Origin of the sequence: Stenotrophomonas sp. SMYL41 (genome assembly GCF_036319965.1) — a bacterium.
Lineage (GTDB): Bacteria > Pseudomonadota > Gammaproteobacteria > Xanthomonadales > Xanthomonadaceae > Stenotrophomonas > Stenotrophomonas maltophilia_R.
The window spans coordinates 1-22,034 of sequence record NZ_JAWIRX010000020.1 but is presented as its reverse complement, the minus strand read 5'-3'; the positions used below and the strand labels follow the sequence as shown (position 1 = coordinate 22,034).

Here is a 22,034-nt window from a genome sequence, read left to right as displayed (position 1 = left end):
CGGCTCACAACTTCAGGTCGAGCAACCCATCACCCAGATCCTCGTCAGACAACGTCTGCTGGATCAGGGCCCGATGCGCCTGCTCGCTCCACAATTCGAACTTGTCGCCCATACCGAGCAATACCGCCTTCTTTTCAATGCCCACCGCACCGCGGTGGCTGGCGGGGATGCTGATGCGACCGTTGCCGTCCAGCTCCAGATGGGCGGCCGAGCCGACCAGCTTCTGCTGCAACAGGCGCACGACGCGCTGGGTGTTGGGCTTGGACATCACATCGTCGCGGACCCGCTCCCATTCCGACTCTGCGTACAGCCACAGGCAGCCGGCTTCGAACGGGTTGTAGGTCAACACGAGACGGTTGTTGCTGGCGCGCGCGACGAGGTCGCGATAAGCGGTGGGAACCGCCATGCGCCCTTTGTCGTCAACTGTGATGGCCGTCTCGCCCTGGAACACGACGCCTGCACCTTGTCCTTCGCCCGGTGAAACATTGAACCACGAAAACCCACAAAACACCCGGATTTCCCTCTGATGCCCACCTTAGCAGCGGCCCAAGGGTTGTCAACAACTTTTCCGCAGGGAAATCGCCAGCCGCATCAATGGCTTGCAACAACCTTTAGAGAATTGTTCAAGGCTTATCCACAAGTTGCTGATCCGTCTCAATTTTTGAGATTGAACGGAAGTTCAGGGGCGTGGACGGGGCGTGAAACATCGGCCGCGCATTCATCCGGAACGGGCCAGAAACGGCGCCAGACTGCGCAAACCGTGCACAATGAGCCCATGTGCCTGCTCGCTCTTGGCTGGATGCACCATCCGCGCTGGCGGCTGGTGATGACCGGCAACCGTGATGAGTTCCACGCCCGCCCGACGGCGGCGCTGGCCCCCTGGCAGGATGAGACCTCCGTCATCGGCGGACGCGATCTGCGCTCCGGCGGTGGCTGGGCCGGGGTCGGCGCCTCGGGCCGGATGGCGGTGGTCACCAACGTCCGCGACCCGCTGGCTGCCCAGACCGGCCCGTCGCGGGGCGCGCTGGTGGCCGACTTCCTGCGCGGCCGCGACCCGGCTGCCGTGCATATCGAGCGACTGGCGACCGTGGCCGGCGCCTATGCCCCGTTCAATCTCCTGCTGGCCGATGGCGACAGCCTGGAGTACCTGGGCAACCACCCCGCCGAGCGGCAGACCCTCGGCCCGGGCGTGCACGGCATGTCCAATGGTGCGCTGGACGCACCGTGGCCGAAGACCCGGCGGTTGATGGCCGCGCTGTCGGCGTGGCTGCAGGAAGACGGGGTCAGATCCCTTTCCCAAGGGGAAAGGGATCTGACCCCGCTCTGGAACGCCCTCGCCGACGAACACCGCCCCGCCGACAGCGACCTGCCCGACACCGGCATCGGCCTGGAGCGCGAGCGCTGGCTCAGCCCGGCCTTCATCCGCGGCGACGATTACGGCACACGCGCCAGCACCGTGCTGCTGATCGACGCCGACGGCCACGGCGAAATCCACGAACGCCGCTTCGGGCCGCAGGGTGCACCCAACGGACAGAGCCGCGTCATTTTCTGACCCCGTAGTGCCGGCCACGTTGTCGCGATCCACGCGGCGGCATTCGTCATCGCAACATGCCTGAAACGTCATTCAGGTTCCAACCGCGACCGTGATCCGCCCGCGCCGCAGGGGCTCCAGCATCGCGGTCCGCCCACTGTGCCCTTTTCGCATTCGGCACTGTGTCTATAAATGTCGGCCCTGACCTCCCAGGGTGGTCGCGCCCGGCACCACGCCGCGCGATCGACCACCACTACACGGAGGCCCCATGCGCCGCATCCTGATCCTGCTCGCCACCCACCTGCTCACCTTCGGCCTTGGCTTCGGCCTGGGCGTTTACCTCCTGCCCATCCTGATCGCCCCCGATGACCCGCCGGTCGCGCAAGTGCAGGCCGCCATGAAAGACGCCACCTACCGCACCACCTTCCGCCGCGATCTCAAAGGCAGCGACGCGGTGCACTGGGCCGAAGGCAAGGTCAGCGTCAGCGCTACCCAGGTCGCCTTCGACGGAAAGATGGGTCCGGGCCCGGACTACAAGGTCTACCTGGCCCGCGGTTTCGTCGACAACAAGGCCGACTTCCTGAAGATCAAGGCGCAGGCCCAGCGCATCGGCGAGGTGAAGACCTTCAATCGCTTCCTGGTGGAGGTGCCCGCGAACGTGGATGTGGACGACTACACCACGGTGGTGGTGTGGTGCGAGCGCTTCTCGCAGTTCATTTCCGCCGGGCAGTACCGTACGCCGGGCTGATCAGGGCATGGGGCCGGGTTCCTTTCCTCCGGAAAGGAATGCGGCCCCGCAATCACGGTAGATCCACGCCATGCGTGGAAGAAGAAGGAGGCGGAGCCGGCCGATAAGCCGGGTTCTGTCGTGGACAGTCATTCCTCTAGGCGTTACGTCACCGCAACGCTCAAGCAACCTACCCGGATCCAACGCGGGCCGCGCCAAAGGATCCCTATTTGGTCTTGCTCCAGGTGGGGTTTGCCGTGCCGGTCTGTTGCCAGACTCGCGGTGCGCTCTTACCGCACCATTTCACCCTTACCGGCCTTCCGAAGAAGACGTAGGCGGTATCTTTCTGTTGCACTTTCCGTCGGCTTGCGCCGCCCAGGCGTTACCTGGCACCTTGCCCTATGGAGCCCGGACTTTCCTCGGCACCCCCGAAGGGATGACGCGACTGTCTGGCCGGCTCCGCCAGCGCGTATTCTAGCGTACGCACGCCCTTCCTGCCGTGCTGATCGCGGCGTCCGGTTCATCCATCCACGCATGGCGTGGATCTACCGATTCCGCTGCTCTGGTGGGTGCGGAGTCCGCTTTGGTGGGTGCGGACCTTGGTCCGCACGATCCATCAACTGCCGTACAACGCCTTGCGCGGCGCGCCGGTCAACTCGGCGGCCAGCTTGGCGGCGGTCGACGGCGGCAGATGCTCGCTCAATTTGGCATACACACGGCGGCCGTGCACCAGCTGCGCCTCCTCGTCGTCGCCAGCACCCTGCACCATCACCACGAACTCGCCCTTGCGCTGGTTGTCGTCGGCCTCGACCCTGGCCAACAAGCCGGCCAGGTCGCCATCGAGCACGGTCTCGAACAGCTTGGTCAGCTCGCGGGCCAGCACCGCCGGGCGCTCGCCACCGAAGATCGCCGCCATGTCGGCCAGCGATTCGGCAATGCGATGCGAGGATTCGTAGAACACCATCGTGCGCACTTCGCCGGCCAGCGCCAGCAGCCGGTCGCGGCGGCCGCTGGCCTTGGCCGGCAGGAAGCCCTCGAAACTGAAACGGTCGCTGGGCAGGCCGGCCACGCTCAGTGCGGCGATGGCGGCGCAGGCGCCGGGAACCGGGCTGACCTTGATACCCGCCGCACGCGCGGCGCGCACCAGGCGGAAACCGGGATCGCTGACCAGCGGGGTGCCCGCATCGCTGACCAGTGCCAGCGACTCGCCGGCCTGCAGGCGCGAAACCAGGCGCTGCGCCAGGGCCTCTTCATTGTGTTCGTGCAGGGCCACCAGCGGCTGCTGGATGCCGAAATGGGACAGCAGCTGGCCGCTGCGACGGGTGTCCTCGGCACAGATGGCCGCCACCGAACGCAGCACCTCCTGCGCGCGCGGGCTCAGATCGGCCAGGTTGCCGATCGGGGTGGCGACGACGTACAGGGTTGGGACACTCATTTCAGCGGTACTCACGGGGCAAGGGTAGAATCGTAGCGTGTACCCGGCCAAGGCCGCTGCCCTCATCGCATGGACCCGATCATGAACAAGCCCGCCGCACGGATCTCCGCCCTGTCGTTGTCGCTGATGCTGCTGGCCGGCTGTGCCACCACCAGCCTGACCAGCACGCCCGATTCGCCGGCCCAGAGCCAGGCGCTGGCGCTGATCGAACAGGGCAAGCCGCGCGACGCCGCACTGCAGCTGGAAGGCCTGGCCGCCACCCTGCGCGGCGGCGCCCGCAGCAACGCACTGGCCGACGCGGCCTGGGCCTGGCACCTCGCCGGCGACAGTGCCCGCGCGCGCAGCCTGCTGGGCCAGCTCACCGCACGCCAGCTGTCCGGCGCCAGCCTGCAGCGCTATCAGCTGACCGGTGCCGAGCTGGCCTTGGCCGACAAGCAGCCGGCGCAGGCGCTGGCCCTGCTGAAGGATCATGCCGACAGCGTTGCGGTCGGCCTGCGCACCCGCTGGCTGCTGGCCCGCGCCCAGGCCCTGCAGGGCACCGGCGATGCCTTCGGCGCCGCCACCGAGCGCGCCCGCGCCCATGCCAGCCTGACCGGCAGCGCACGCAGCGAGAACCAGGCCGCCATTGCCGGCCTGCTCGGCACCCTCGACGACGCCACCCTGCGCAGCCGTGCCGCCGCGCTGCCGGCCAACGACCCGCTGTACAACTTCGCCGGTCGTGCGCTGATCGCGCGTGGCCTGCCGCTGCCGCGCCCGTTCGACCGCGATGGCGCGGCCCAGTTCGACACCAGCAAGCGCCCGCCGGCGATGAGTGACGGCTACCGGCCGCCGGCCAAGCTGGCCGTGCTGCTGCCGCTCAGCGGCCGCCTGGCCACCGCCGCACAGCCGGTGCGCGATGGCCTGCTGAGCGCCTATTACGGTGAAAGCCGCCGCCGCCCGGACATCAACTTCTTCGACACCGCCGGCACCGCGGCCGGTGCCCTCGCCGCCTACGACAAGGCCGTCGCCTCCGGCGCCGACTTCGTGGTGGGACCGCTGGGCCGCGACGAAGTGGACGCCGTGTACGGCCGCCAGCAGCTGCAGGTGCCGGTGCTGGCCCTGAACCGCGGCAAGGACGCACCGCCGGCCGGCAGCGCCGGTTTCTCGCTGGCGCCGGAAGACGACGGCATCGTCGCCGCCGAGTACCTGCGTGGACGCGAGCGCAGCCGCGCACTGGTGATCAGCAGCAACGACGACACTGGCCGCCGTTCCGCCGCCGCCTTCGCGCAGCGCTTCGCACAACGCGGCGGCCAGGTCGTGGGTACCTTCAACGTCAGCGATGCCGTTGGCGATGTCGGCGCGCAGGTGCGCAATGCCGGCCAGGTCGATGCGGTATTCCTTGCCGTGCGTGCGCCGCAGGCCCGCCTGCTGGCGCCGCAGCTGGCGCTGGCCGGTGCCGGTGGCGCCACCCGCGTCGGCACCTCGCAGCTGACCGTCGGCAGCGGCAAGGTCGAAGAAGACGTGGCCCTGGACGGCATCGTCTACCCGAATGAAGCCTGGAACGTACGCAGCGTGTCCGGCCTGCCCTCGGCCAGCCAGGTGGCCAGCACCCTGCCGAGCGCACGCGGTGCGGCCGGCCGCCTGTTCGCCTTCGGTGCCGACGCCTGGAAGATCACCGCCTACCTGGAAAAGCTGTCCAACGAAGGCGGCCTGGACGGTGCCACCGGCACCCTGTTCCTGGACAGCAACGGCAACATCCTGCGCCAGCCGGCATGGTCGACCTTCAATGGCGGCCGGCCGATGCCGATCGTCGGTGGTCGCTGAGCGCAGCCAACGTGGCTCGGCGGTGGAAGCCGCCGCCGAGCAGCATCTGCAACAGGCCGGACTGCAGCCGCGCGCGCGCAACGTGCGCTATCGCGGCGGTGAACTGGACCTGGTGATGGACGATGCCGGCACCGTGGTGTTCGTGGAAGTGCGCTATCGCGCACGCTCCGATTTCGGTGGCGGCGCCGCATCGGTGGATGCGCGCAAATGCCGGCGCCTGGCCCATGCCGCCCAACTCTTCCTGCAGGACAACCCCACGCTGGCCAATGCGCCGTGCCGTTTCGATGTGGTCGATGCCACCGGAGATCCGCCGCAGCTGCGGTGGCTGCGTGACGCATTCCGGCTGGATGATTGCTGATGTGTGCCTGCGCGGACGGCACTACCACGGTGCGTGACTGATGCCTTCGATCATCACCCATGCCGCCGTGCCGCTGGCGCTGTGGTGCGCCGCTGACCGTGGCCGCATCCCGCCGCGCCTGCTGGCGGCCGGCGTGATCGCGGCGATGCTGCCCGATGCCGATGTGCTGGCCTTTGCCCTGCACATTCCCTACGCCGATGCCTTCGGCCATCGCGGTGCCAGCCATTCGTTGCTGTTTGCCTGCGCGCTGGCCGTATTGGCGGCGTTATTGCTGAGCCTTGGTAGAGGCCGACCTTGGTCGGCGCCATTGAGCCAACCAAGGTTGGCACCTACCAGGGCGCGGCCAACGGTGGCATCGACCGTACAAGCCGCGGTGTTCGTCTTCGTCTGTGCCGCCAGCCATCCGCTGCTCGATGCGATGACCTCCGGCGGCCTCGGTGTCGCCCTGGCCTGGCCGTGGAGCGAACACCGCTTCTTCGCGCCGTGGCGACCCATCCGCGTTTCACCGTTCGCGCCGCAGTTCTTCAGCGCACGCGGCGTTGCCACCCTGCTCTCTGAACTGCGCTGGGTGTGGCTGCCGCTGGCTACCGCCGTCGTCGCCTGGAAACTGATCCAACCCGCGCCTGCTGCCCCACGAGATCCGTCATGAGTCCTGCCCTGCCCGCCTCCCTGGTTGCCGAACTGTCCGCCCTGCTGGGCGCGGAGGGCTGGCGCATGGATGACAGCGCGCTGGAGGCCAACGCGCAGGACAACTCATGGCGCCACCAGCGGCCGGCGGCCGTAGCGCTGCCGGCCGACATCGAACAGGTACAGGCACTGGTGCGTGCCTGCCGCGCACACGGCGTCGCGCTGGTCGCGCGTGGTGCCGGTACCGGCACCACCGGCGCCGCCGTCCCACAACCGGGCAGCATCGTGCTGTCGTTTACCCGCATGGACCGCATCGTCGAGCTCCGCGCCGGTGACCGTTGCGCGGTCGTGCAGCCGGGTGTGCTCAACGGCACCCTGCAGCAGACACTGGCGCCGCATGGCCTGTTCTGGGCACCGGACCCTTCCAGCGCCGAGATCTGCAGCATCGGAGGCAACCTCGCCTGCAATGCCGGTGGCCCGCGCGCGGTGAAGTACGGCACCAGCCGCGACAACGTACTGGGCCTGGTGGCGGTGACCGGCACCGGCGACGTGATCCGCTGCGGCGGTGCCTACACCAAGGACGCCACTGGCTACGACCTCACGCATCTGCTGGTGGGCAGCGAAGGAACGCTGGCACTGATCGTGGAAGCCACGCTGAAGCTGACCCCGTTGCCGGTCAGCCAGGCCGGCCTGCGCGTGCTGTACCGCGATGCCGATGCCGCCGCTGCGGCGGTATCGCGATTGATGTCGCAGCCGGTGGTGCCTACCCGCCTGGAGTTCATGGACGCGCGCAGCCTGGAGCTGCTGCGGCTGAACGGTGCCGACGTGCCCGAGGCCGGTGCGATGCTGCTGGTCGAGGCCGATGGTGACCACGACACCCTGCCCTACCTGCTGCAGGCACTGGCCAGCGCTGCCGAGGGTGACGGCATGATCGAACTGGACGTCGCAATGGAAGGTCGCGCACGTGACCAGTTGTGGGCGGCGCGCAAGGCGCTGTCGCCGGCGCTGCGCAGCGTTGCGCCGGGCAAGATCAACGAAGACGTGGTGGTGCCGGTGTCGCGCATTCCGGAACTGGTGGCCGGCGTACAGGCGTTGGCACGCGACTACACGCTGACCATCGTCACCTTCGGCCATGCCGGCAACGGCAACCTGCACGTCAACATCCTCTATCACCCCGACGATGCCGACGAGAACGCACGCGCGCATGCCGCGCTGCCGAAGATCTTCGAACTGACGCTGGCACTGGGTGGCACGCTGTCCGGCGAGCACGGCATCGGCTTGGCCAAGCGCGATTTCATGGCGCAGGCGTTCACCGCGGAAACGCTGGCGACAATGCGCGCGATCAAGGCCGCACTGGACCCGGATGGCATCCTCAATCCGGGCAAAGTGCTGCCGTCGGCGTAACCACCGCCGGGCATGGCCCGGCGCTACAGGGGCTTGCCGCCCACGATATCGATCAGGGTCTGGCGGAAGCTTGGCAGCAGCACGCGGTTGCCGTGCCCGCTCAGATGATCATTGTCGAAGAACAGCGGTTCACCCTCTTCCACCGCCGAACAGGTCTGCGGCCCGCACAGTAGCGGCAACGGGTCCCACACCGTCAACGCGGGATAGCGCGCTGCCAGCTCGGCCAGCAATGCCATCTGTGGCGCGCGCAGCCTGTCCAGGTCAGTGCGCGGCATGCTCAGGCCACCGGCACACGCGGGGTTGCGGCGGTTGAACCAGTCCGAGCAGCGATAGGCTCCGGCTTTGAACAACGGCAGCGGTGCATCCACCACCACGTGTACACCCAGCTTCTGCAAACGCCCAAGAACACGATCGGCCTCATCGCCCGCCGCCTGCGCATGGGCCGGCGTGCGCTCGGCCAGTAGTTGTTGATAGATCTGCTGTGCGTCCTGCTGCTGCCAGTCGAAGCCACGCAGCTCCGGCATGCGCAGTGCCGCCAGCAGCACGATGTCACCGGGGCGTGCCTCGTTCTCGATGGTCGACAGCGCCTCTTCGATGAAGCCCTGGCAATCGGCCGGGCTGGCCCGTAGCAGGTTGACGAAGCCGCAGCCGCCACGATCCTGCTGGTGCACCTCCATGCCGGTCTGCCGCGCGACCATGCTGGTCATGGTGCGGTAGGCCGCCGCGTGTGAATCGCCCACCACGAACAGGCGCCGCCCCTCCAATGCCGGTGCACTCACTGGCTCAAGCGGGCGCCACGCGGGGTAGCGACGCGCCTGCCACGCATAGCCGTCGCGGGTGACGCTCAGCGAGACCTGCTCGTGGTACTCCACCGTGGCCCAGGCGCCAGCGCCGCACAGCGCCACCACCGGCAACGCCATGGCCAGCACCTTGGCCGGTGCCAAACGCAGCAGAGGTACGGCACTGCGCAGCGGACGCTCGATGAAGTGGTAGGACGCAGCGGATACCGCCAACAGCAGTACCGGATACAGCCACAGCGCAGCGCCGTGCAGGCCGTAGGTCCAACGCAGCAGCACCAGCAGCGGCCAATGCCACAGGTACAACGAATAGGACAGCCGTCCGAGATACGCCAACGGCATGCACCCCAAGGCGCGGCCGACGCGCGATGTACCCGGCGACGACACGCTCGCCAACAGCATCAACGTGCCGGCCACGGTGGCCAGTACACCCGGCACCGGCATCGCCAGCTGGGGCGCGATCATCACGCCTGCGACCAGCAACACCAGGCCGGCACCTGCAACCGCGTCCCCCCGCTGGGCGGGCACGCGCGTACGCATCGACTGGTACAGCAGTGCGCCTGCAGCCAACTCCCAGAACCGAGCGGGCAAAAGATAGAACGCCGCCGCCGGCGCCGTCTTTGCCTGCCAGGCCGCCCACGCCAGCGACAGCACGGTGAGCACCGGCAACAGCCAACGCGACCACGGCCAGCGCTCACGCCCACGCAGCCAGACGAAGAACAGCAGCGGGAAGACCAGATAGAACTGTTCCTCCACGCCCAGCGTCCACGTGTGCAGGAACGGGTTGAGTTCCGCACCGGGCGAGAAGTAGTCGTCCTGCTGGCCGGCCAGCACGATGTTGCTGAAGCCGACCAGCGCGGCCCAGCCGGTCTGGTCGAACTGCTCGTTGCGCCACGCGCGGGGAATGAACAGCGCCGACAGCACGAAGGTGGCCATCAACATCACCAGCAATGCCGGCAACAGGCGCAGCACGCGGCGGCGATAGAAGTCGAGCAGCAGCGCGCCCAGCGACGCATGGGTGCGCGAGGCCAGCGACTGGCTGATCACGAAGCCGGACACCACGAAGAACAGGTCGACGCCGGTGAAGCCACCAGGCAGCCACGCCGCGTTGGTGTGGAAGAGGACGACGGCCAGCACCGCCAGTGCGCGCAGGCCGTCGATGGCGGCGTTGTGGGAACGTTCGGGAGGGGACATGCAAGCGACCGGCAGCAGGCAATCCGGCAGCATCGCCAGCGTTGGCGCAGTCATTCAATGGACAATCGCGACAGACATGGACATCGTTCAGGTCCAGTCCCCGCTCAACGCGGTTGTAGTGCCGAGCCATGCTCGACTCTACAGAAGCCTGCGTGCCGGGCGGCTGGGGTCAGAGCCCATTGCCGTGGCAATGGGATCCGACCCCGCTGCACGTCCGCTTACCAGGCCATGCGCAGGCCCAGCTGGCCACCCACGTTGCGGTAGCCGTGGTCACCGCGCTGCACGCTCATGCCGCCCCACGCACTACAGCGCTGGCCCAGCTTTACCTCGGCACCGGCCAGCACTTCATAGCGGTTGCGCGGTACGTCCGCACCCAGCGTGTCACCGTTGAACTGCAACGTGCTGGTGCCGCTGGCACGCAGCCAGTTCACGCCAAGGTAAGGCTGCACGGTGTTGCCCGCTGCAGTGCCATGCCCAAACACACGCACGCCCGCACGACCGCTCAGGCCACCGGCATCGGCATGGTCGATCACCGTACCGTTGGCTTCCACATGACGATCGGCGCTGAAGTTGACGTAGCTCAGCTGCAGCTGCGGCTGCACGTACAACACGCTGGCGGTGCCCTGCCACGCGTTGAAGGTATAGCCGGTCTCCAGCGACGCGCTGGCCATGCGCGAGTCGTAGTGCTCCGGCTCCAAGCCGATGCCCTGCACGCGGTTGTCGAAACGGCCGTACTGCACGCTGCCATCCACGTAGGCACCCGTGAGCCCCCCGGCGTCCTGCAGCCAGGTGCCGTACGCGCCCACGGCGCTACCACGCACCCGCCCCTTGGCGCTGTAACCGGTCAGCCCAGACACCGCGCTGCTATCAGTGCGGCCACTGCCGAGCATCACGCCGAACGCAGCATTGCCGCGGCGGAACAGGTCGCTGCCGATCTGCAACACCGAGGTATTGCCATCGATCGACAACTGGCCACCCACAGCATTGAAGTCGGCATTGCTGCGGCCCACACGCGCCCAGGCTTGGCGCTCGCCACCCGGCATTGCCGCCCTGCCTCGATCGTTCAGACGATGGGAGAACATGTTGATGGCCGCCGACTGGTTGGCCAGGTACGCACCCGCTTCCGGGCGCAGCACCGGCGGCGGCGTGACCGGATTCCCCGGATCAAGCGGACCACCTTCACCGCCTTCGCCCGGGTCTGGGCCCGGGCCCGGGTCGACCGCGCATCCCGGCGCTGCCGGATCATCCTTGCAGACGTCGAACCACTGCGAACGCAGATACCAGTTGCCATCGGCGGGATCGGCCAACCCGCCCTGGAACAGGAAGTACTCGTACGATCCTCCCACCGCGCGTCCGCTCAGCGCGTAGCTCGCCAGCGATGCACCTTCAACTTCGATCAGCGGGATGCCATCCACCGTCGGTGCGCCCACGCCACCGATGTTCTTCACTGCCACCAGCGCATCACCGGAGGTATCACCGCGTACGTGCAGGCGATCAACGGCGCTGTCATCGCCACCCAGTGCGCCCTGGAACAGGAACGTCGCCCCCTCGCTGTGCAGATCACCGTCCACGGTGAGCGTGTTGAAGCGACCACTGCCGTCTGACAGCGCCACGCCGCTGTTGAGTACCTGCAGCTCGCCCACCGTGGCGTCACCGGTCAGCGTCCATTGGCTGCCGCCTTCAATGGCCATCGTCTGCACCAGAGCTGACGACCCCTGCCAGAGCGAACCATCCGCCAGCCGCACATGCACGTCCGACTGTGGCACCAGCCCCGCATCCTCGTCCTCCGGAGTGATGACGATGTCGCCGACGATCTGCGAGCGCCCCTCCAGCAGCACGTCGAAACGCCCGGCCACCGCCGCATCCAACGCGAGCGCGATGCCGTTGCCGCCGGAAACCAGCGCGCCGTTGGACAAGGTCAGGCCCGGATCACGACTGCTGCGCAACCAGACCCCGCCATGCTTCTCGCTGACCAGGCTTCCCCCGTTTATCTGCAGTCTGCCACCGTCAATGATCGCCGCTGCCCAGGCACCTTCACCTTCAGTGATCACGTGACTATTTGCCAGGGTCAACTCGCCCCGTCCATCTGCCAGCACACCGTGGGCTTTCTGCCCTCGCGTGCGCAGGACGCTGTCCACCAGGTGGACGCTGCCACCTTTGCGCGCGGTGGCACCATAAGCACTCTCACCCTCGGTCAGCACATCGACGTTCCAAGCTGAGATGGCCGGCGTGGTGATGTCGTTTCCAAAAGTATGCAGCGCATGGGCATTCATGCCCGTGGTATGCAGCCGGGTCTCGCTCAGTGTGGCGTCACCCTGGTACACGGCGACGGCGGGATTGTGGTCGCCACCGGTAGTGATCGCTGATGCGTGCACGGTCGCCTTGCTGTTCCCCTGCACCGACACGCCCACGCCATTGCGCACGGTGATGCTTGAGTTCTCGACCCTGGCCTCACCATCCGCAAGACCAAGATCGATACCGCTCTTCTCGGCCTCGAGCTGGCTGTTGCGCATGTCCAGATACGATCCTTTGCGAAGCCCGATGCCCCAGGTTCCGTCCATCACCACGCCATCCAGCAGCAGCGATCCACCACCACCCGTGGCGAAGCTGATGACGCTTCCGTTGGCACCCGCCGTGTGGATACGGCCGCCCCGGAACTCAACATCGCCACCCACATACAGGCCCGCGCCTGCGCGCTCGTGGGTCAGGTTGACATCCACATTCTCCAGCAGCAGCTGACTGCCCAGGCCACTGGAAACGCCCGATGCACCGGCACCGGTTCCATTGATCTGCACATTGCGCAGGGTCGCCCGCGCGTTGCCGCCATACTCCAGCGTCACCGCGCTGCCAGAGGTGTTCTGTTCAAAGCGCACCCGCTCGATCAGTGCACTGCCATCGTTGACGAACAAGCCATTGGCCTGGTTGTGCGTTTCGACCACGCTGTCGCGAAGCTGCACATCGCCGCCGCGCACCGACACCCCGTGCCCGAGCCCACCGCGGGTAATGATGTTGACATTGCTGGCCTCCAGCGTTCCGCCTTCAATGCCGATACCAAAACTGGCCTGGCCCTCGGTTTCAATACGCGTACCGGTCAACGTTGCGGCGCCGCCACCTGCAATCGAAACACCGGCAGCACCGTAGCCGGTGGTGATGATGCTGCCACCGGTCAATGCAACGAGGCTGCTGGCTCCCTCCACGCGCACAGCTGCGGCGCGCATGCCCTCGGTGCGCAGATTCACCTCGCCCGCAGGCACGATCGTGCCACCGTTGAGTGCATGGAAGGCGTAGCCCGCAGGGTTGCCCGGCTCGACCGGATCAGTGGTCGTGTAATCCCCTGCGGCTGGGATCTGGTCATCACCATCGGCAACGACCTGCTGCGCAAGCGCAGGCTGCGCCGGAAAGAGCAGCATGGACAGCGCAATGGACAGTGCACGGCGCGGTGGAAGGGATGCATGCATGGTGTATCTCCTGATAACTGCGGCACATGCTCCACGTGCTGCGTCCAGGCAGATATCGAATCTCTTGCAGACAGGGTGCGACCTGCGGTCGCAGTCGTAACTGATGGATGAACCACGCGCAGGGTCAAGCAAGCTTTGCAACTAGTTGCATGGGACGGACAGAGCCGCTGGCGGAAACTGCAGGCCAATCGAGACACACGACTTCGCAGAAGCCCTCATGATCACCCCGTCTTCACCGAAATCTGGCGTATACGTCACCAGGCTGAACAGGGGCCAGCAAGGCAGGGTCGATGTCGTTACTACCGATTTCCCCAGCAAAGGACCATTCCTATGAGCCGTTCCCTCTCCACCATTACGCCCCCCGCGCTGCGCCCGCTGGCACGGGGGCTGCTGCTGGCCCTGGCCACGCTTGCCGCCGGCCCCGCGCTGGCGGGTGATCTGGACAACCAGGTTGCCGAAGTTCGAGCCGGTGACCCGGTTGAGGCTTGGACGCTGATCAATGGATCCCGCTTGGGCGTCAACGGTGGCGCAACGTTTCAGATCGCTGCCGCCGACGACTCCGAGCTCAACCTGATGAACGCGGTGGTGACCCAAAGTGTCAGCGGTCGTCCGGCGATCATGCTTGAGGACTCTGCTTACCTCGCCATGGACCAGAGCCGTGTGCTCGGTCGCATCGCACTACTTGGCGGTACCACGCAAGCGGTGCTGGCGCGAAGCTCGATCTCCATTACTACGGCAGGACTCGCTCCAAGCGAAGCCCTTTCGATCGGCGTCGATCTGCTTGCCCCGGCAACGGGCAGTGGCGCCGCGAGCCCACGGGCAACCATCGATAACACCACCATCTACGTAGAGGACGCGCCTGCTGCCATCCGCGATGTGTTCAATGGTGTTGGCGTGCGCATGCAGTTCGGCCAGATGGATATCGTCAATGGCTCGCGCGTGGATGCGTCCAACATCGGCGCGGTGCTTTGGGGTGAAGTCAATCCGGATCAACGCATGCGTCTGAACATCGACAACTCCACGGTCACGTCTGGCCGAGGTGCCGCCATCCGGGTCAATGCGGCGTCGGACAACACCTACAACATCACCGTCGCCAATGGTGCGCAGCTTTCCGGCGGCGACGGCAACCTATTGCTGGTCGCTCGCGATAACGGCGTGGTGAATACACGCACCGACGTCAACTTCAATGTGGACAACGCCCGGCTGGCCGGCAACGTTACCTCCGACCCCACCAGCGCCCCCACCGCACAGGTCAATGTCTTCCTGCGCAACAAGGCACAGATCGATGGCCGCTTCCTCAACGTCACCTCGGCCAGCATCGACAGCGACAGCACCTGGCTGATGACCGGCGACAGCAACGTCGGCCACCTGGCGCTGGGCAACACCGGCACCGTGGCGCTGGGCAATGGCACCACCTTCAACACCCTCAACGTCGATAGCTTCACCGGCGCCGGTGGCACCCTGCTGTTCAACACCCAGCTGGGCGACGACGCGTCGGCTACCGACAAGCTGATCATCAAGGGCGATTCGAACGGCCACGCCAACGTGCGCGTGCTCAACGCTGGCGGTGCCGGTGCGAAGACCGACAAGGGCATCGAGCTGATCCGCGTGGGCGGTGCGTCCAATGCACAGTTCGACCTGCAGGGCCGTGCGGTGGGCGGGCAGTACGAGTATTTCCTGTTCAAGGACGCGACCAATGGCGGCTGGTACCTGCGCTCGGAACTGGCCGGTGCGCCGGACCCGTGCGTGGTGGATCCCACGCTGCCGGAGTGCACGCCGATTGATCCGGTGGACCCGGTTGATCCCATCGATCCGATCGAGCCCACCCCGGTACTGCGCCCGGAGGCCGGCGCCTACCTGGCCAACCAGTTCGCGATGGACCAGCTGCTGCGCCACGGCTGGCGCGACCGCCAAGGCAGCATCTCCGCCGTGGATGGCGTGCGTGGTTGGGCCCGTGTGGATGCCACGCAGAGCAAACTGTCGGCGGTGGAAGACCAGCTGGACCTGCGCGTGGATCGCTCGCGCCTGCAGCTGGGTGCAGATATCGGCGTGTTCGACAACGGCCAGGGCCGCGTGGGTGTGATGGGTACGCTGGCCAAGTCCGATGCCACCTCGCGTTCGCAGCTGACCGGCTACAGCGCACGCGGCAAGGTCAACGGCGGCGCGCTGGGTGTGTACGGCAACTGGAGCAGCGACGCGCTGTATGTGGATGCCAGCGTACAACGCGGCCAGTTCCGCAACCGCGTGCAGGGCGAAGGCCTGGCCGAGGAACGCTACGACTCGGACATCTGGCAGAGCTCGCTGGAAGCCGGCTATCGCTTTGGTATCGGCCAGATCGGCAGCACCGCGCTGAGCCTGCAGCCGGAGCTGCAGCTGGTCTATATCGATGCCAACACCGACCGCCACCAGGAAACCAACGGCACGGTGGTTCGCAGCCTGGGCGACAGCGGCCTGTCCGGCCGCATGGGCCTGCGCCTGCAGGGCGAAGGCCGCAGTACAGCCGGTGCGTCGGTCAGCCCGTATGTGGTGGCCAACTGGTACCGCGACGGTGCCAGCAACGGCATGGCGTTTGACGATGAAGCCCTGAAGGCCAGCGTGCCGCGCAACCGTTATGAGTTGAATGCCGGTGCGCGCGTGGACTTCCGTTCCGGGCTGAGTGCGTGGGGTGGGTTTGGTGTGATGCGCGGTGACCATGGGTACCGCGAAGCCACTGCCAATCTCAGCGTGGCGTACAAGTGGTGAAAGAGGTAGCGCCGGATATCATCTGGCGCCGCTTCGGTTCTCACGTCACCGCAAGTTGCTGCTTATTCGATGCCAAGCACACATTGCATTTCCGCACACTCGCGCAACTGAGGCGAGCGCTTCATCAGCCAGGACGGTGGCGATGTGGCACGAGTATATGGGACCGCAATCCTATTTTCCTCAAAGAGAAACAAACAATGCACCGTAGCCGACACTGCACCGCCATTCTCTGCCTGCACCCGCTGGTACACGGCTTGATGCTGACTCTGACCACACTTGCCGCCGGCCCCGCGCTAGCGGGTGATCTGGACAACCAGGTTGCCGAAGTCCGAACCGGTGACCCGGTTGAGGCTTGGACGCTGATCAATGGATCCCGCTTGGGTGTGGACGGTGGCCAGACGCTTCAGATCGTGGCAGATGACAGTTCCGAGCTGAACATCTGGGACGCCGTTGTGACCCGAAGCGGAACCAGTCAACGCGCGATCACGCTGAACGACTCGGCCTATCTCGCCCTGGCGAGGACGCAGGTCCACGGTGGCATTGGTTTGCATGGAGGAACCACTCAGGCAGTTCTGGCGCAGAGCTCGATCGCAGTGACGACGGCGGGGCTTGCACCCAGCGAGCGTCTTGCGGTCGGCGTTGACCTCGCGTCTGCAGCCACAGGGATCGGCGCTGCAAGTCCCCGCGCAACCCTGGATGCGACGTCCGTTTATGTGGAAGACGCCCCCAATCCCAGCCTCGACCTCGCCAGTGGTATTGGCGTGCGCATGCAGTTCGGTCAAATGGATATCGTCAACGGCTCGCACATCCAGGCATCCAACTTCGGCGCGGTGCTCTGGGGCACATCCAACCCGGACGAACGCATCCGCCTGAACATCGATGATTCCACGCTGAAGTCGGGGCGCGGGGCGGCGATCCGGGTCAATGCGGCCGTTGACAACACTTACGACATCACCGTCGCCAATGGTGCGCAGCTGTTCGGCGGCGACGGCAACCTGCTGCTCGTTGGCCGCGACAACGGCGTGGCCAACACACGCACCGACGTCAACTTCAATGTGGACAACGCACGGCTGGCCGGCAACGTTACCTCCGACCCCACCAGCGCCCCCACCGCACAGGTCAGTGTCTTCCTGCGCAACAAGGCCCAGATCGACGGCCGCTTCATCAACGTCACCTCGGCCAGCATCGACAGCGACAGCACCTGGCTGATGACCGGCGACAGCACTGTCGGCCACCTGGCGCTGGGCGCTACCGGCACCGTGGCACTGGGCAATGGCAGCACGTTCAACACGCTCACCGTGGATACCTTCGACGGCGCTGGTGGCACCCTGCTGTTCAACACGCAGCTGGGCGACGACAGCTCGGCTACCGACAAGCTGATCATCAAGGGCGATGCCAACGGCCAGGCCAACGTGCGCGTGCTCAACGCTGGCGGTGCCGGTGCGAAGACCGACAAGGGCATCGAGCTGATCCGCGTGGGCGGTGCGTCCAATGCACAGTTCGACCTGCAGGGTCGCGCGGTGGGCGGGCAGTACGAGTACTTCCTGTTCAAGGATGCGACCAATGGCGGCTGGTACCTGCGCTCGGAACTGGCCGGTGCACCGGACCCGTGCGTGATCGATCCGTCGCTACCGGAGTGCCAGCCGGTCGATCCGGTGGACCCGGTTGATCCGGTCGACCCCACCCCGGTGCTGCGCCCGGAAGCCGGCGCCTACTTGGCCAACCAGTTCGCGATGGACCAGCTGCTGCGCCACGGCTGGCGCGACCGCCAAGGCAGCATCTCCGCCGTGGATGGCGTGCGTGGTTGGGCCCGTGTGGATGCCACGCAGAGCAAGCTCTCGGCGGTGGAAGACCAGCTGGACCTGCGCGTGGACCGCTCGCGCCTGCAGCTGGGTGCGGACGTGGGCGTGTTCGACAACGGCCAGGGCCGCGTGGGCGTGATGGGTACGCTGGCCAAGTCCGATGCCACCTCGCGTTCGCAGCTGACCGGCTACAGCGCACGCGGCAAGGTCAACGGCGGCGCGCTGGGTGTGTACGGCAACTGGAGCAACGATGCACTGTACGTGGATGCCAGCGTGCAGCGCGGCCAGTTCCGCAACCGCGTGCAGGGCGAAGGCCTGGCCGAGGAACGCTACGACTCGGACATCTGGCAGTCGTCGCTGGAAGCGGGTTACCGCATTGGTATCGGCCAGATCGGCAGCACCGCGCTGAGCCTGCAGCCGGAACTGCAGCTGGTCTACACCGACGCCAACACCGACCGCCACCAGGAAACCAATGGCACGGTGGTGCGCAGCCTGGGCGACAGCGGCCTGTCCGGCCGCATGGGCCTGCGCCTGCAGGGCGAAGGCCGCAGTGCAGCGGGTGCCTCGGTCAGCCCGTATGTGGTGGCCAACTGGTACCGCGATGGTGCCAGCAACGGCATGGCGTTCGACGATGAAGCGCTGAAGGCCAGCGTGCCGCGCAACCGCTACGAATTGAATGCTGGTGCGCGCGTGGACTTCCGTTCCGGGCTGAGTGCCTGGGGTGGGTTTGGTGTGATGCGCGGTGACCATGGGTACCGCGAAGCCACCGCGACCCTCAGCGTCTCGTACAAGTGGTGAAGTAGTTGAAAGAACGGCGCCGGAGAGATCCGGCGCCGTTCTGCGTTCTGTAGCGTCGAGCCATGCTCGACTGGCTCCTTGCGACCGTGGCCGACAACGGTCGAGCATGGCTCGACTACAGAGAATGTCGCATTCGGCAGGCATTGCCATCTGCTGCCTGCCAGCCACGAAATTCCAAGGCTTTCGAAGTTTCCAACAATTCTCATTGGCAGCACTGGCGCTTCATGCAAATCATGTGGCGCCACCGACAACGGGTGGCACGGGCTTCCAATCCCGTTTGATTAATGTCGTTTACGCTTGCCTGCCGGCGTCGCTCTTTCCTTGTTGGGTGGCGTCGGCAGGCAATCTGTCCGTGCATCTATGGCGGGCGGTGCGTGGGGGCCTCGTGCCCGCCGGCATTTGACGACATTAACCACCGGTATTGGAACCACGCACCGTCCGCCACCCTCGCTGTTAAGCGGGGTGGCGCCTTGCCGCTTGCACAAGGACGCCGCCATGACCGCTTCCCCCTACCCCCACCTGTTCGCCACCCTGGGCGACGCCGCCACGCGCCTGCCGGATGACCTGGCGCGCACACTGGAAGACACGTTCGTATCGCTGCAGGCCGGCAACAGCGCCGGGGCCATCACGTTGCAGGCCTGCCTGCAGTACATCCGCCAGGGCGATGCGGCCGATGGCCAGCCGTGGCCGGGCAACAACCACACACCCGGGCAGCGCCTGGCATTGGCGCGTATCGACCGCGCCAATGCGGGGCTGAGTTTCCTGCTGGAACTGCTGCACGCCACCGAACGCGTGCGTGTGGACGGTGATATCGACCAGCAGATGGGCGATGGTGCGCGCGAGGGCCTGCTGCTGGCCTGCCGTGGGCTGGCCGAGTATGTGGACGTGCAGTTGCGCGCGGCGTAACGCCGGGCGATGCCGATGCGCGTGCGCTTCGGTAGGTGTCGACCTTGGTCGACACATTCGTGCCAACCAAGGTTGGCACCTACCAGGGCAACGCCGAGGTGCTTCACTGGGGGTCAGATCCCTTTGCGCCGCAAAGGGATCTGTCCCCACCGGCCCCGCGCGGGGGCCGGCGGGGGGCCCCCCCGCCCCCCCCCCCCCCCCCGCCCCCCCCCCCCACCCCGAAGGTTGACCCAGCAGGGCAGTACCGCTGCTGCTACGCGAAGTGCTGGTAGCCGCCGTCGGCGGCTTCGCCGTCCACGTGCACGCCCTGCCCTTCGGCGATGCGGCCGATGCGGGTGAGCGGCACGTCCAGCGATTCGGCCAGGTAGTGCAGCGCGTCGCGCTGGTCGGCGGCGGCGGTGAAGCACAGCTCGTAGTCGTCGCCACCGCGCAATGCGCAGTCACGCGCACCGTCGCGGCCGAGCAGCTCGCGCAGCGCGTGCGAGATCGGCAGCGAATCGGCATCCACATGCGCGGCCACGTTGCTGCGCGTGGCGATGTGGCCCAGATCAGCCAGCAGGCCGTCGGACACATCCACCGCGGCATGCGCGAAGGCACGCAGGCGCAGGCCCAGGGTCACGCGCGGCGTCGGCCGCAGCAGACGCAGGCGCAGGCCTTCGTAGTCGGCCAGCAGCGTGGCGGTGGTTACGCTCAGCGCCCCCTGCTGCCACAGGCGCAGCGCACCGGCGGCATCGCCGAGCGTGCCGCTCACCCAGATGTCATCGCCTGCCTGTGCGCGGTCGCGGCGCAGGGCCTGGCCGCGCCCGACCTGGCCCATCGCGGTCACCGACAGCGACAGCGGGCCACGCGTGGTGTCGCCACCGATCAGCGCGATGTCGTGCTGGTCGGCCAAGGCAAAGAAGCCATCGGCGAAGGCCTCGATCCAGTCTTCAGAGGCCTCCGGCAATGACAGTGCCAGCGTGCACCACGCCGGGCGCGCGCCCATCGCCGCCAGATCGGAGAGGTTGACTGCCAGGGTCTTCCAGCCGATGTCGAAGGCCGGTGTTTCCACCGGGAAGTGCACGCCGCTGTTGAGCGTGTCGGCGGTGACCACCAGTTGTTCGTTGGCACGCGGCTGCAGCAGCGCGGCGTCGTCACCGATGCCGAGCAGGATGTCGTCGCGCTCGAGGGTGCGGGCGCGGATGCGGTCGATGAGGGCGAATTCGGCCAGGGACATGGGGCGTTCCCGCTGTTGTACGTGCCGCGCAGGGCGCGGTGGGCGGTAGTGCCGGCCGCTGGCCGGCAACCTCAGGATCCCTGCAGCTGCCGGCCACCGGCCGGCACCACCACAGGTGGGTCAGTGACCCGATTCGACCTTGCGCCATTCCACGGCGGCACGATCCAGCACGCCGTTGACGTAGGTGTGGCCATGTTCGGAACCGAAGCGCTTGGCCGATTCGATGGCTTCGTTGATCACCACGCGGTACGGCACGTCCAGGCGGTAGCGCAGTTCGTAAGCGGCCAGGCGCAGCACCGCGCGTTCGATCGCGTCCACTTCCTCGATGCCACGGTCCAGGTACGGGCCGAGCGCTTCGTCGATGTCGCGGCGGTTGTCGAGCACGCCGTGCAGCAGCGCCTCGAAGTACGCCAGGTCGGCGATTTCACGGGCCTGCTCGTGGGCGAACTGGGCGATCAGCGACTGGGCGTTGCCGCCGGAAATCTGCCAGGCGTAGATGGCCTGCACGGCACGACGGCGGGCGCGCGAGCGCAGCACCGGGTCGACGCCATCGCGGCGGACGGGTTTACCGGAGGGCTTGCCCTGGGTGTTCTTGTTCATGGCAGCTGCTCCAGAAGATTGACCATTTCCAATGCGGCGAGTGCGACTTCCTCGCCCTTGTTGCCGTGGCTGCCGCCGGCACGTGCCTCGGCATCCTCGGCGCGTTCGACCGCCAGCACGCCGTTCAGCACCGGCACGCCGAAATCCAGCTGCACGCGCATCAGGCCTTCGGCGCAGCGGTCGGCCACGTGTTCGTAGTGGCGGGTATCGCCACGGATCACGCAGCCCAGGGTGAGGATGGCGGCGTGTTCATGGGCGGCGGCCAGGCGTGCGGCCACCAGCGGCAGTTCCCAGGCACCCGGCACGCGGATCACGTCGATGTTGGCTTCGGTGATGCCGTTGCCGGCCAGGCTCAGGCGGGCGCCTGCGACCAGCGCGTCGGTGATGCGGGCGTTCCAGCGGCTGGCCAGGATGGCGAAGCGCGCCGATTCGGGAGTGCGAAGATCGCCTTCGAAGTGGCTCATATGCGGCTTGGGGGACTCGATAAGGGGGTAATTCTAGCGTGGATGGGCCCCAGCCGTGGCTGGCGGGGGCCCAGGGCTGTGCCGACCAACGGTCGGCACCCACCGGTGGCATGGGGTCGGCACCCACCGGTAGTGCCGGCCGCGGGGCGGCACACCCCCAGACAAGGTCACC

At 66.9% G+C, this 22,034-nt stretch carries 17 protein-coding genes and 1 other RNA gene; 9 read left to right on the top strand and 9 right to left on the bottom strand.

All coding sequences use genetic code 11. The features are described 5' to 3' along the window. Positions 1–4 precede the first annotated feature (4 nt). Positions 5–451 (bottom strand): division/cell wall cluster transcriptional repressor MraZ, encoded by a 447-nt coding sequence (gene mraZ, locus V3B30_RS19110; protein WP_004143635.1) that lies wholly within the window; start codon positions 449–451, stop codon positions 5–7. Positions 452–775: 324 nt separating this feature from the next. Between mraZ and V3B30_RS19105 the strand changes: the two genes are divergently transcribed. Together V3B30_RS19105 and V3B30_RS19100 are read left to right on the top strand one after the other, a co-directional pair. After that, a complete protein-coding gene (locus V3B30_RS19105) occupies positions 776–1,552 on the top strand; it encodes an NRDE family protein (protein WP_100471283.1) in 777 nt (258 codons plus the stop codon). A gap of 247 nt (positions 1,553–1,799) precedes the next feature. Beyond that, positions 1,800–2,279 carry a DM13 domain-containing protein gene (locus V3B30_RS19100; RefSeq protein WP_100471282.1) on the top strand — a complete coding sequence of 160 codons (480 nt, stop codon included), beginning with the start codon at positions 1,800–1,802 and terminating at the stop codon, positions 2,277–2,279. 88 nt (positions 2,280–2,367) lie between these two features. On the opposite strand, the gene rnpB is transcribed toward V3B30_RS19100, so the two are convergent. Beyond that, positions 2,368–2,719, bottom strand: an RNA gene (rnpB, locus tag V3B30_RS19095) — RNase P RNA component class A. A 155-nt stretch (positions 2,720–2,874) separates the two neighbouring features. Beyond that, positions 2,875–3,693 (bottom strand): 16S rRNA (cytidine(1402)-2'-O)-methyltransferase, encoded by an 819-nt coding sequence (gene rsmI, locus V3B30_RS19090; protein ID WP_262083338.1) that lies wholly within the window; start codon positions 3,691–3,693, stop codon positions 2,875–2,877. Positions 3,694–3,774: 81 nt separating this feature from the next. On the opposite strand from rsmI, the gene V3B30_RS19085 reads away from it, so the two are divergent. Genes V3B30_RS19085 through V3B30_RS19070 form a run of 4 tightly spaced genes read left to right on the top strand, consistent with a single transcriptional unit; the run spans position 3,775 to position 7,885 of the window. Further along, positions 3,775–5,496, top strand: a complete 1,722-nt coding sequence (locus tag V3B30_RS19085; protein WP_262083339.1) for a penicillin-binding protein activator — start codon at positions 3,775–3,777, stop codon at positions 5,494–5,496. Next, positions 5,486–5,854, top strand: coding sequence for a YraN family protein (locus V3B30_RS19080; RefSeq protein ID WP_262083340.1), 369 nt, complete (start codon positions 5,486–5,488; stop codon positions 5,852–5,854). The genes V3B30_RS19085 and V3B30_RS19080 overlap by 11 nt, the downstream gene beginning before the upstream one ends. Before the next feature lie 40 nt (positions 5,855–5,894). Further along, positions 5,895–6,503: a metal-dependent hydrolase gene (locus tag V3B30_RS19075; RefSeq protein WP_100471278.1), complete on the top strand. Its 609-nt coding sequence runs from the start codon at positions 5,895–5,897 to the stop codon at positions 6,501–6,503. Further along, the gene (locus tag V3B30_RS19070) at positions 6,500–7,885 is read left to right on the top strand and encodes an FAD-linked oxidase C-terminal domain-containing protein (RefSeq protein WP_262083341.1); all 1,386 of its coding nucleotides are present in this window, start codon (positions 6,500–6,502) and stop codon (positions 7,883–7,885) included. Before V3B30_RS19075 ends, V3B30_RS19070 begins: the two co-directional genes overlap by 4 nt. Before the next feature lie 23 nt (positions 7,886–7,908). Here V3B30_RS19070 and V3B30_RS19065 read toward each other — a convergent pair whose 3' ends face one another. Both V3B30_RS19065 and V3B30_RS19060 read right to left on the bottom strand, forming a co-directional pair. Next, a complete protein-coding gene (locus V3B30_RS19065; protein ID WP_315973624.1) occupies positions 7,909–9,930 on the bottom strand; it encodes an acyltransferase family protein in 2,022 nt (673 codons plus the stop codon). A gap of 164 nt (positions 9,931–10,094) precedes the next feature. Further along, positions 10,095–13,334, bottom strand: a complete 3,240-nt coding sequence (locus tag V3B30_RS19060; protein WP_262083343.1) for an autotransporter outer membrane beta-barrel domain-containing protein — start codon at positions 13,332–13,334, stop codon at positions 10,095–10,097. A 330-nt stretch (positions 13,335–13,664) separates the two neighbouring features. On the opposite strand from V3B30_RS19060, the gene V3B30_RS19055 reads away from it, so the two are divergent. Continuing rightward, complete coding sequence (locus V3B30_RS19055; RefSeq protein WP_329809766.1) at positions 13,665–16,076, top strand: autotransporter outer membrane beta-barrel domain-containing protein; 2,412 nt, start codon at positions 13,665–13,667, stop codon at positions 16,074–16,076. Between the two features lie 293 nt (positions 16,077–16,369). Here V3B30_RS19055 and V3B30_RS19050 read toward each other — a convergent pair whose 3' ends face one another. After that, positions 16,370–16,627 (bottom strand): hypothetical protein, encoded by a 258-nt coding sequence (locus V3B30_RS19050; protein ID WP_262083450.1) that lies wholly within the window; start codon positions 16,625–16,627, stop codon positions 16,370–16,372. A 162-nt stretch (positions 16,628–16,789) separates the two neighbouring features. Here V3B30_RS19050 and V3B30_RS19045 point away from each other — a divergent pair, with 162 nt between their 5' ends. Then, positions 16,790–18,676: an autotransporter outer membrane beta-barrel domain-containing protein gene (locus V3B30_RS19045; RefSeq protein ID WP_329809765.1), complete on the top strand. Its 1,887-nt coding sequence runs from the start codon at positions 16,790–16,792 to the stop codon at positions 18,674–18,676. Between the two features lie 495 nt (positions 18,677–19,171). Beyond that, positions 19,172–19,582 carry a hypothetical protein gene (locus V3B30_RS19040; RefSeq protein ID WP_100471271.1) on the top strand — a complete coding sequence of 137 codons (411 nt, stop codon included), beginning with the start codon at positions 19,172–19,174 and terminating at the stop codon, positions 19,580–19,582. Positions 19,583–19,835: 253 nt separating this feature from the next. On the opposite strand, the gene thiL is transcribed toward V3B30_RS19040, so the two are convergent. From thiL to ribH, 3 genes are all read right to left on the bottom strand, one after another. Then, positions 19,836–20,798: a thiamine-phosphate kinase gene (gene thiL / locus V3B30_RS19035; RefSeq protein WP_262083105.1), complete on the bottom strand. Its 963-nt coding sequence runs from the start codon at positions 20,796–20,798 to the stop codon at positions 19,836–19,838. 120 nt (positions 20,799–20,918) lie between these two features. After that, on the bottom strand, positions 20,919–21,398 hold the full coding sequence (nusB, locus tag V3B30_RS19030) for a transcription antitermination factor NusB (protein WP_005408062.1): 480 nt from the start codon (positions 21,396–21,398) through the stop codon (positions 20,919–20,921). Then, positions 21,395–21,862: a 6,7-dimethyl-8-ribityllumazine synthase gene (ribH, locus tag V3B30_RS19025; protein WP_100471269.1), complete on the bottom strand. Its 468-nt coding sequence runs from the start codon at positions 21,860–21,862 to the stop codon at positions 21,395–21,397. Before ribH ends, nusB begins: the two co-directional genes overlap by 4 nt. Positions 21,863–22,034 lie beyond the last annotated feature (172 nt).

What these genes read in the sequence shown, in the direction of transcription:
- V3B30_RS19105 (WP_100471283.1), top strand. Translation starts at nt 776, where the DNA reads ATGTGCCTGCTCGCTCTTGGCTGGATGCACCATCCGCGCTGGCGGCTG.
- V3B30_RS19100 (WP_100471282.1), top strand. Translation starts at nt 1,800, where the DNA reads ATGCGCCGCATCCTGATCCTGCTCGCCACCCACCTGCTCACCTTCGGC.
- rsmI (WP_262083338.1), bottom strand. Translation starts at nt 3,693, where the DNA reads ATGAGTGTCCCAACCCTGTACGTCGTCGCCACCCCGATCGGCAACCTG.
- V3B30_RS19085 (WP_262083339.1), top strand. Translation starts at nt 3,775, where the DNA reads ATGAACAAGCCCGCCGCACGGATCTCCGCCCTGTCGTTGTCGCTGATG.
- V3B30_RS19075 (WP_100471278.1), top strand. Translation starts at nt 5,895, where the DNA reads ATGCCTTCGATCATCACCCATGCCGCCGTGCCGCTGGCGCTGTGGTGC.
- V3B30_RS19070 (WP_262083341.1), top strand. Translation starts at nt 6,500, where the DNA reads ATGAGTCCTGCCCTGCCCGCCTCCCTGGTTGCCGAACTGTCCGCCCTG.
- V3B30_RS19065 (WP_315973624.1), bottom strand. Translation starts at nt 9,930, where the DNA reads ATGACTGCGCCAACGCTGGCGATGCTGCCGGATTGCCTGCTGCCGGTC.
- V3B30_RS19060 (WP_262083343.1), bottom strand. Translation starts at nt 13,334, where the DNA reads ATGCATGCATCCCTTCCACCGCGCCGTGCACTGTCCATTGCGCTGTCC.
- V3B30_RS19055 (WP_329809766.1), top strand. Translation starts at nt 13,665, where the DNA reads ATGAGCCGTTCCCTCTCCACCATTACGCCCCCCGCGCTGCGCCCGCTG.
- V3B30_RS19050 (WP_262083450.1), bottom strand. Translation starts at nt 16,627, where the DNA reads ATGCAAACCAATGCCACCGTGGACCTGCGTCCTCGCCAGGGCGAGATA.
- V3B30_RS19040 (WP_100471271.1), top strand. Translation starts at nt 19,172, where the DNA reads ATGACCGCTTCCCCCTACCCCCACCTGTTCGCCACCCTGGGCGACGCC.
- thiL (WP_262083105.1), bottom strand. Translation starts at nt 20,798, where the DNA reads ATGTCCCTGGCCGAATTCGCCCTCATCGACCGCATCCGCGCCCGCACC.
- nusB (WP_005408062.1), bottom strand. Translation starts at nt 21,398, where the DNA reads ATGAACAAGAACACCCAGGGCAAGCCCTCCGGTAAACCCGTCCGCCGC.
- ribH (WP_100471269.1), bottom strand. Translation starts at nt 21,862, where the DNA reads ATGAGCCACTTCGAAGGCGATCTTCGCACTCCCGAATCGGCGCGCTTC.